General features: G+C 57.0%; 6 protein-coding genes. 1 reads left to right on the top strand and 5 read right to left on the bottom strand.

What is annotated here, in order from left to right; translation table 11 throughout:
• Positions 1-248: 248 nt before the first annotated feature.
• The 5 genes from HFM78_RS11100 to HFM78_RS11120 all read right to left on the bottom strand — a co-directional run bounded on the left by HFM78_RS11100 (position 249) and on the right by HFM78_RS11120 (position 5,842).
• Positions 249-380: a hypothetical protein gene (locus HFM78_RS11100; protein ID WP_287129514.1), complete on the bottom strand. Its 132-nt coding sequence runs from the start codon at positions 378-380 to the stop codon at positions 249-251.
• A 75-nt stretch (positions 381-455) separates the two neighbouring features.
• On the bottom strand, positions 456-1,514 hold the full coding sequence (locus HFM78_RS11105; protein ID WP_287129515.1) for a TonB-dependent receptor: 1,059 nt from the start codon (positions 1,512-1,514) through the stop codon (positions 456-458).
• Positions 1,515-1,544: 30 nt separating this feature from the next.
• Positions 1,545-2,588, bottom strand: coding sequence for a TonB-dependent siderophore receptor (locus tag HFM78_RS11110; protein WP_287129516.1), 1,044 nt, complete (start codon positions 2,586-2,588; stop codon positions 1,545-1,547).
• Between the two features lie 36 nt (positions 2,589-2,624).
• The gene (locus HFM78_RS11115; RefSeq protein WP_287129517.1) at positions 2,625-4,169 is read right to left on the bottom strand and encodes a hypothetical protein; all 1,545 of its coding nucleotides are present in this window, start codon (positions 4,167-4,169) and stop codon (positions 2,625-2,627) included.
• Positions 4,170-4,270: 101 nt separating this feature from the next.
• Positions 4,271-5,842, bottom strand: a complete 1,572-nt coding sequence (locus HFM78_RS11120; RefSeq protein ID WP_287129518.1) for a hypothetical protein — start codon at positions 5,840-5,842, stop codon at positions 4,271-4,273.
• Positions 5,843-6,163: 321 nt separating this feature from the next.
• On the opposite strand from HFM78_RS11120, the gene HFM78_RS11125 reads away from it, so the two are divergent.
• A partial coding sequence (locus HFM78_RS11125) for an Rne/Rng family ribonuclease (protein ID WP_287129519.1) occupies positions 6,164-7,806 on the top strand: 1,643 nt, incomplete at its 3' end.

The following is a 7,806-nucleotide window of genomic DNA, read 5'->3' on the forward strand; positions in this document are numbered from 1 at the left end:
GAGCCATCGGGAAAGACTGAGGAGATAAGCATCGCTGCTGCTGGCGAGTCATCGTCAACGGTAAATGCTGTCTGTGAGCCAGTAACCGCAAGGGAATCCCCGCTCCTTTAGGACGGTGAGTATGTCAACGTCTCGATAGCTCTATCTACTTCACGCTCTAGGGAGAGACGGGCATCATCTGAATCCTTTGCGTCCAAATCGTGTGACTGCCCTTACCAGGACGGTAAGAGAAGCCAGCGGTCCTAAGTTTAGCTTTGAGTTCCCTGACTCACCTGCAAACCATCTCGACCCGCCTGCAAAGTAGTTTGGGCGGTCTGGCTGACAGCAGCTATGGCCTGCATGGTCTGGGCGAATAATTCTCGGATTTGCTCATCGGTCATGGGGAGTGTTTCCTGTGGCTTAGCTTTTGAAGAGGCAAGGAGCTTTAGAATTTAGCGTAGCTCCGCTTGGCAATTCTAAAACGCACTATCCACCCCCAGGGTTACACTCGTCCCCGCACCATCTAGGGTCGTGCCGTGTTCGCGGTAGGTAGCGTTAAAGATGTTATCCACGTTTAGACGCAGGGTGGTGGTGGGGTTGAGGGGGAGACCCGCCCGGAGGTTGAGGGTGCCCCAGCCCGGTGTGCCCAGGGGGTTGATCCGTAGGTCCGTAGCATCGTTGGCAGAGAGTCGGGTCTGGGCGGCGGCGTACCGTAAAAAAGGTTCGAGATAAACCCCCGTCGTCGGTTCGTAGCGTACGCCGACCACACTGTTAAAAGGCGGGATGGCATTCTCCCCGGATAACCCCGACTCGGCATAACTGAAAGTCCCGGTGACGAAACTGGACCACTGGGGACTGAACCGATACCGTCCGCCAAACTCTATGCCCCAGATCGTGTCGCTGTTGAGATTCTGGGTCTGGAAAAGCTGGGCGGTACTGCCGTCACTGTTAATCACTGTCCCCAAACTGACCGAATCCAGGCGGTCCGTGTACTGACTCCAAAACCCCAGCAACTCCCCGGTAAATGCCGTCCCACTCACCTTGAGGCCCCCATCCACAGAAAAAACCCGCTCCGGGGCAAGGCTGGGATTGGGGAGGTTAATATCAGTTACACGCCGGGACCCCGCTTCCCCCAAGTCATTGATATTGGGGGCACGAAAGCCCTGACCCAGGTTAAAAACCAAGTTCACCTCGGGAGTCAAGCGATACCGCGCCCCCAAACCCCCGGTCAGAGCCTGGAAGTTACGGCTGAACCCCGAACTGTTGGGCCGGACTGAACTAAATGGGATATTTACGTCCACCAGAGAGTAACGCAACCCCAGGAATGAGGTGAAACGCTCGTCCCAGTTCGTCTCGTCCTGGAGGAATAACCCGTACTGGTTGAGAGTGGAGCCGTCTACATAACGGGGTCCGTTGGGGTCCAGTCGGCTACCCGTGAGATCGTTGGCAATCGTGCGACTACTATTTACTCGGTCAAAATAGGCTTCCAGACCATAGGTAAAACGATTGTTCCCCCAAGTGCTCGTCAGAGTCAAGCCCGTGCCCAATAAATTGGAGGCGATATTCTACAAGGTGTTGTTGCTACTAGCGGTCCCGGTTCCATAGCCCGGAAAACTAGGGCGGGTGCTGAAATTGCGTTGGTTGCGGTTGTCCTCGATCTGCTGGTAGCCCGCCTGTAAGCGCAGGGTGTCCAACCAAGTCTGTTCAAAATCAGCCTGATAGGAACCCAATATAAAAGTCCGACTCTGGGGCGCGAAACCCCGTTCGGCTGAGGGTACATTGGGACCATAACCCTGAATAATCCCGTCTTGGCGCGAAACCGTGGGAATCCGGCTGTGCTGGGCCGTGAGGGTAAAACTCTGACTAGGGGTGAACTGGACCGCGCTCTTGAAGTTCAAGCCGTAGAACTCATACCCCGAATCCGCCACTGTCCGCCCTGGATTGGGGAAGAAGACCTGGGGATTTGGAGCTTGCCCCAAAACCACATCCCCAAAAGTTCGGTAGGTAAGCCCCGCTTGGACGTTGAAATCCTGGTCGCCTAAATTCACCCGCCCGTGGGTACTAACCCCGGCCGGATTGCTGGTGTAGTCCGTGTGGATTTGGAATCTCGGCCCATTGGCTTGAAAAATTGGGGTCAGGGTATTGGTAATCCCGCCCAAGGCATCGGACCCATAGAGAACTGAACCCGGCCCCCGCACCACCTCGATTTGCTCAATGAAGTAGCTGTCCACGAGCCCCTGATACTGGGTGTTGGGCCGCATGAAGGCATGGGAGAGGCGAAACCCGTCCACCAACATCAACACATCCCGTCCCGTCACCCCCCGGATAATCGGGGAACCAGCACTCGGGTTAGTTGCTCGGACGAAGACCCCCACCTCACCCTTGAGGAGGTCCGCCAAGCTGGTCTGGGTCCGTTCGAGGGCTTGACTCTTGGTGATAACCGTGGTCGGCGTGGGTACATAAAAAACCCGTTCCCGAGAACGGGTCGCCGTCACGGTTACATCTGAGAGTAAGTCAGCCTCAGTCAGGTCATCAAAATCCTGAGCCGGGGTCTGGGCCAGACAGGGCAGCATCCCCAAAAGACCCAGCGCGAAAAGAGCAAAACGCATGGCGGACGTTGATGGATTTTCCTTAACCAGTTTCCCTTAAAACTTGGTCTTCACGGCATAGGTACTCCAGAGGAAGGCCGAGGACCGCTTATAGTTCCCCAGGAACCAGAGGCTATTGTCGGTGCTGTCGAAGGCCGCCCCGAAGTAGTCCCCCCAGCGCGTCCCGGTGTAGGACGCACCCCCCGTAACCATCGCAACACTGCTCTCATAGGTACTAGAACCCGCCCGCAGTCCGCCGAAGCGCAGGTTCGTGTACTCGCTAGAGCCCACCCGCGTGAAAACCACGCCCATATTGTCATTGCTGTCGGTGCGGAGGGCCGGGTAACTGTAATAGAAGTTGGCGGCTCCATAACGGGCATCCTGACTGACCGCAGGCGTAGCATCCACCCCGGTGATCTTCAGCAATCTCGCGCAGGTGAAGGTCCCAGCGGTCCCGCTAAAAGTACAGCCCGTGGTGTGGCTAGTCCAGAGGGCACCGTTGCGATAGGTGGCATCCAGGAGACGGGTATCGCCGGTATCCACCCGCCGACTACTCCCGAGTTGCGCCGCGTCCACGGGCGTACTTGAAGCCGCCACCGTCGGGGCACTCCCAGTGGCAAGGGCCGCGTTACTAGAAGCAGTGGGTACCCCAGTGAGGCGATAGAGTTGAACTTGGGTGGTCCCGCGTAGGGCAATCATGTGGCAGGTATTGGTGGAACTGAGGGACTGGGCGGGCTGGATTGTGAAAGCTTGGGTGTTGTTGCCCAACAGCACATTATTGAACTTAGTCAAGTTGATCGTGCTGGCCCCCGAGGTGAGCTGGGATTTGTTGAGGACCACCACGGCGGACCCGGTGAAGGGCGCGGAAACAATCGAGAAATTGAAGTTGTTGGCAGTGGTGACGACTTTATCGTTGCAGATGCCCCAGCCGGGATAGTCTGGCAGGTCGCGGGTCTGCTCCACCAAAAATGTCCGCCAAGTCCCACTAGCACTGTTGGTCGTGGAGACGGCAAAGAACCAAGCTCCTTTAGAGGCCGAGTTACTGTAGCCAATCAAGACCGCGAAGAAACGACCCGAAGTGCTGTCGTACATCACCTTGGGGTCAGAGACCAAGTTGTAATTAGAAGGTACCGAGAAAAACGAGCGCAAGCCGAGTAATGCCCCGACTTTAGTACCCGTCCGACTGTGGACCTGTAAACCCGAGTTGGTCGCCGCCATTAGGTTGCTCGGTCCCACGGCAATGTGGGGGTCCGGGGGTTCGAGGTTGGAGGCTTCCACCGAGTTAAAACCTAGCTGCAAAACCGCCGGGACCAGCGGTTCGCGCCGCAGCAACTCGCCCTCGGGGGTAGCGCGGTCAATCACGTTCGCCTCGGGGATTTCCTCGAAGTAATCCGAACGTTTGATGCGGTCCCACAGGTCCCGTGAGAGCGGTTTGAGGATCTTAATTCCCCGCCATTGGGGAGGCTCGTAGGGTAATTTGAGCGGATCAATCGTCGCGATTTGGCGAGCCACCCCAGCCTCCCCTACGGACTCAGGCAGTGCGTCCACCGTCAGCGGCAATCCGACCAAAACAGTCAACGCTAAAGCAATGCGTTTAAACATCGATACTCCAAAAAAAGAGGCAGAAGTATTATTCGCTACTCCTGCCCCGCTTTGCCTGTATGACTCGCTACATTTAGAGCGATGTACGTGTTTACACGGTCCTAGAACTGGGTCTTGCCGACGTAAGTACCCCAGAAACCCGTCCCGGCGGGCTTGTACTCGCCGATAACCCAGATGGAACCGTCGGTGCTGTCGAAGTCCGCACCCAGATAATCGCCCCAGCGTGTCCCGGTATAGGGCGCACCACTGCTGACGAGTAGGGCACTAGGTTCAAGGGCCGTCGCGCCGGCTGCCAGACCACCAAACCGCACCGAGGAATAAATGGTGCTGTTGGAGGCGGTGAAAACCGTGGTCATGTTCCCGGCAGCGTCAATACTGAGGGCCGGGTAGGTGTAATAAAACCCAGCGGCTCCGTAGCTGCCATCGAATTGAACCGAGGCCGTCCCGTCCACATCGCCAATCTTGAAGACCCGCGCACAGTCGTACTTGGTCGTGTCCCCGGCAAACGTACAACCACTGTTGAAGCTCCCCCAGAGGACCCCGTTGCGGTAAACCGAGTCCAGAATCCGGTTATCCCCGGAGTCGAGCTTAATACTACTACCGAGTTGGGGGACTTTGACCGGGCTGCTGATGGGCGCGATGGGCAGGTTCAAGCCGGTGGTCAAGACCGCGCCACCACCTACACCGGGTACGCCTGTGACCCGATAGAGTTGGGCCTTGGCGTTGGTAGTCCCGTTCACCGAGACTAGGTGACAAGTCGTGTTGGCACTGAGGCCGCGCGCGGGTTGGAGCGTGAAGATCTGTGCCCCAGCACTGTCCTTGAGACCGCCCCCGGAATTACCGAAGATGGTGTAGGCCACACTGGGATTACCACCGACCAACTGGGACTTGTTGAGGGCGACCGCGACGGTCCCAGTAAAGTTGAAAGGAATCCCGAGCTTGACCCCGAAGTTATTTGCCGAGAGTAGTAATTTATCGCTGCACACCCCGAAGCCGGGATAGTCGGGCAGCTTACTGGCGATTTCTACCCGAAAAGTATTCCAAGTCCCACTCGCGCTGTTGGTCGTCGAGGTCACGAGGAACCACGCTCCCTTGCGGGTACTGTTGCTGTAGCCAATCAACACCCCGAAATACCGCCCCGACTCACTGTCATAGATAAACTTGGGGTCTGAGATGATGTTGTAGCTGTTGGGGACGGCAAAGAAACTCTTGAGGCCTAAGATCCCACCGATTGGTGCCCCGGTCTTGCTGTGAATTTGGAGTCCATAGTTGGTCGAGGCAATGAGATCGCTCGGACCTACTGCCATATCTGGGTCCGGCGGCTCCAGACCCGAACCGCGCACCGAGTCAAAGTTAGTGCTGAGGACTGGAGCACCACTTGATACCGCACCGAGGATGCCGGAGTCCGACTCCGCGCGCGTCACAATTTCCGCCGCCGCCGCCGCCATTTCCGGTTTGCGCTTGAGAATACCCAAAAGCTTGATCCCTACCCAGTCCTGCCGCTCACGGGGCAACTTGAGGGGATTAGTCACTTGACCTTTCATGGCATTCCCAGATTCGCCCCGGTCCACGGGAGCCGCCCTGAGGGGGAGAGCCGCGCCTACCATCAAGACTGCCAGCAGCGCACTACGCTGAAACTTGTACACAAAACCACCAGCGGGCAACCCCAGCATTCTATGGGGTCCTACCCATCAAACCTTCGTATCTATTGATACAAAATCATCGGTTTAACAAAAAACTGTATAAATTAACACTTGAGCTTCACATAAAATAGCAGGCTGGCGAATCAAGCAAATTACGCTACAATGCCAGCAGGCGAAAGTCTAACAGGATACGGCGGTCTTGTATTCTTGACCTGAGGAAATTTTTAATCATTCCAGGTCAAAGGCGCGGCGGAGTGATGTCTTTAAGCCATCCTCTAGCTATCAACTGTGGGCTTTCGACGAATTTTTAATCGAATTGGGCTTCCTTGCCTGTTTATCAGAGGAGTTTTGATGCCGAAGCAGATTATTATTGCGGAGCAACACCGCCTTGCGGCAGTTTTTTCAGAAGAGCAAATCCAGGAACTCATTGTTGCTAAGGGCAATCACCAGGTCGGCGACATCTATATGGGCGTGGTCGAGAACGTCCTCCCGAGTATTGACGCCGCCTTTGTCAATATTGGCAATGCCGAGCGCAATGGGTTTATTCACGTCACCGACTTGGGTCCGATCCGCCAGCGGCGCAGTTCCTCCCCGATCACCGAACTCGTCGCCCCCCAACAAAAAGTTTTAGTCCAGGTTATGAAGGAACCGACAGGAAACAAGGGTCCCCGTCTCACCGGGAACATCACCCTGCCGGGACGGTTTTTAGTGCTGATGCCCAACGGACGGGGGGTCAACCTCTCGCGCCGCATCCGCGACGAAGACCAACGCCACCGCCTCCGGGCCTTGGCAATCTTAATTAAGCCCGAGGGCATGGGTCTCTTGGTTCGTACTGAGGCTGAGGGCGTTGATGAACAAGCCATCCTTGACGACCTAGAAATTCTTAAACAACAGTGGGACAAAATCCAACAGAAAGCTCAGGTCGCCCGTGCCCCGGCAATGCTCAACCGGGACGAGGACTTCATCCAGCGCGTCCTCCGCGACACCTACAGCAACCAAGTCAACCGAATTGTTGTCGATAGTGCCTTTGGACAAAAACGGGTTAAGCAATACTTGATTGGTTGGAATGGCGGCAAGATGCCCCAGGGTCTCTACGTCGAGCACCACCGGGAAAACAGCTCAATGCTGGACTACTACCGGGTCAACGCCGCCATCCGCGAAGCCCTCAAGCCCCGCGTAGACCTACCCTCCGGCGGTTACGTGGTAATCGAACCCACCGAAGCCCTGATTGTGATTGACGTGAACTCCGGCAGTTTCACCCGCTCCGCCACCTCTCGTGAGACCGTGCTGTGGACCAACTGTGAGGCCGCCACCGAGATTGCCCGTCAACTACGACTCAGAAATGTCGCCGGGGTAATCATCGTGGATTTCATTGACATGGAGTCGCGCCGCGACCAACTCCAGGTCCTCGAACATTTCTCCAAGGCCCTCAAGCCGGATAAATCCCACCCCCAGATCGCCCAGTTGACCGAGTTGGGCTTAGTGGAGTTGACCCGTAAACGCCAAGGCCAGAGTCTTTACGAAGTCTTTGGTCATTCCTGTCCGACCTGTGACGGATTAGGGTTACTCGCTACTTTGCCCGGTGAAAAAGAAGAAGTCGTACCGATGAGCGCGGAGAGCCTCCGGGGCGAGCTCAGCGACATCACTGAGGAAGAAGACTTCAGCTTGACCTCCGAAGAGGACACCGAGGAAGACGAAAAAGAAGCCGACCTCACGCCCCATCCCACCTTCCGCTCCGAACGCCGGAGCAGTGGACGCAGTAGCGGCACCACCCGCGCCGCTGGACGGGAGCCCCGGACTGAGCAACGCCCCGAGCGTGGGCGCGGCCCCGAACGTACGACAACCCCGCCCGCCGAGCCGGAAGAGCGCGTCCGCCGGGAAGTCACCCCGCGTGCTGAGGACCGGGGAGCCGCTGACCGCAACCGCCGCAATCGCAACCGTAATAACGCCCCCACCCGTCCGCCCCGCCCTGAAGCGGGTCCCCTCACCTACCC

Origin of the sequence: Candidatus Cyanaurora vandensis (genome assembly GCF_013285555.1) — a bacterium.
Lineage (GTDB): Bacteria > Cyanobacteriota > Cyanobacteriia > Gloeobacterales > Anthocerotibacteraceae > Cyanaurora > Cyanaurora vandensis.

Coding starts and splice junctions, on each gene's coding strand:
- HFM78_RS11120 (WP_287129518.1), bottom strand. CDS start 5,842: ATGCTGGGGTTGCCCGCTGGTGGTTTTGTGTACAAGTTTCAGCGTAGT.
- HFM78_RS11110 (WP_287129516.1), bottom strand. CDS start 2,588: ATGCGTTTTGCTCTTTTCGCGCTGGGTCTTTTGGGGATGCTGCCCTGT.
- HFM78_RS11100 (WP_287129514.1), bottom strand. CDS start 380: ATGACCGATGAGCAAATCCGAGAATTATTCGCCCAGACCATGCAGGCC.
- HFM78_RS11115 (WP_287129517.1), bottom strand. CDS start 4,169: ATGTTTAAACGCATTGCTTTAGCGTTGACTGTTTTGGTCGGATTGCCG.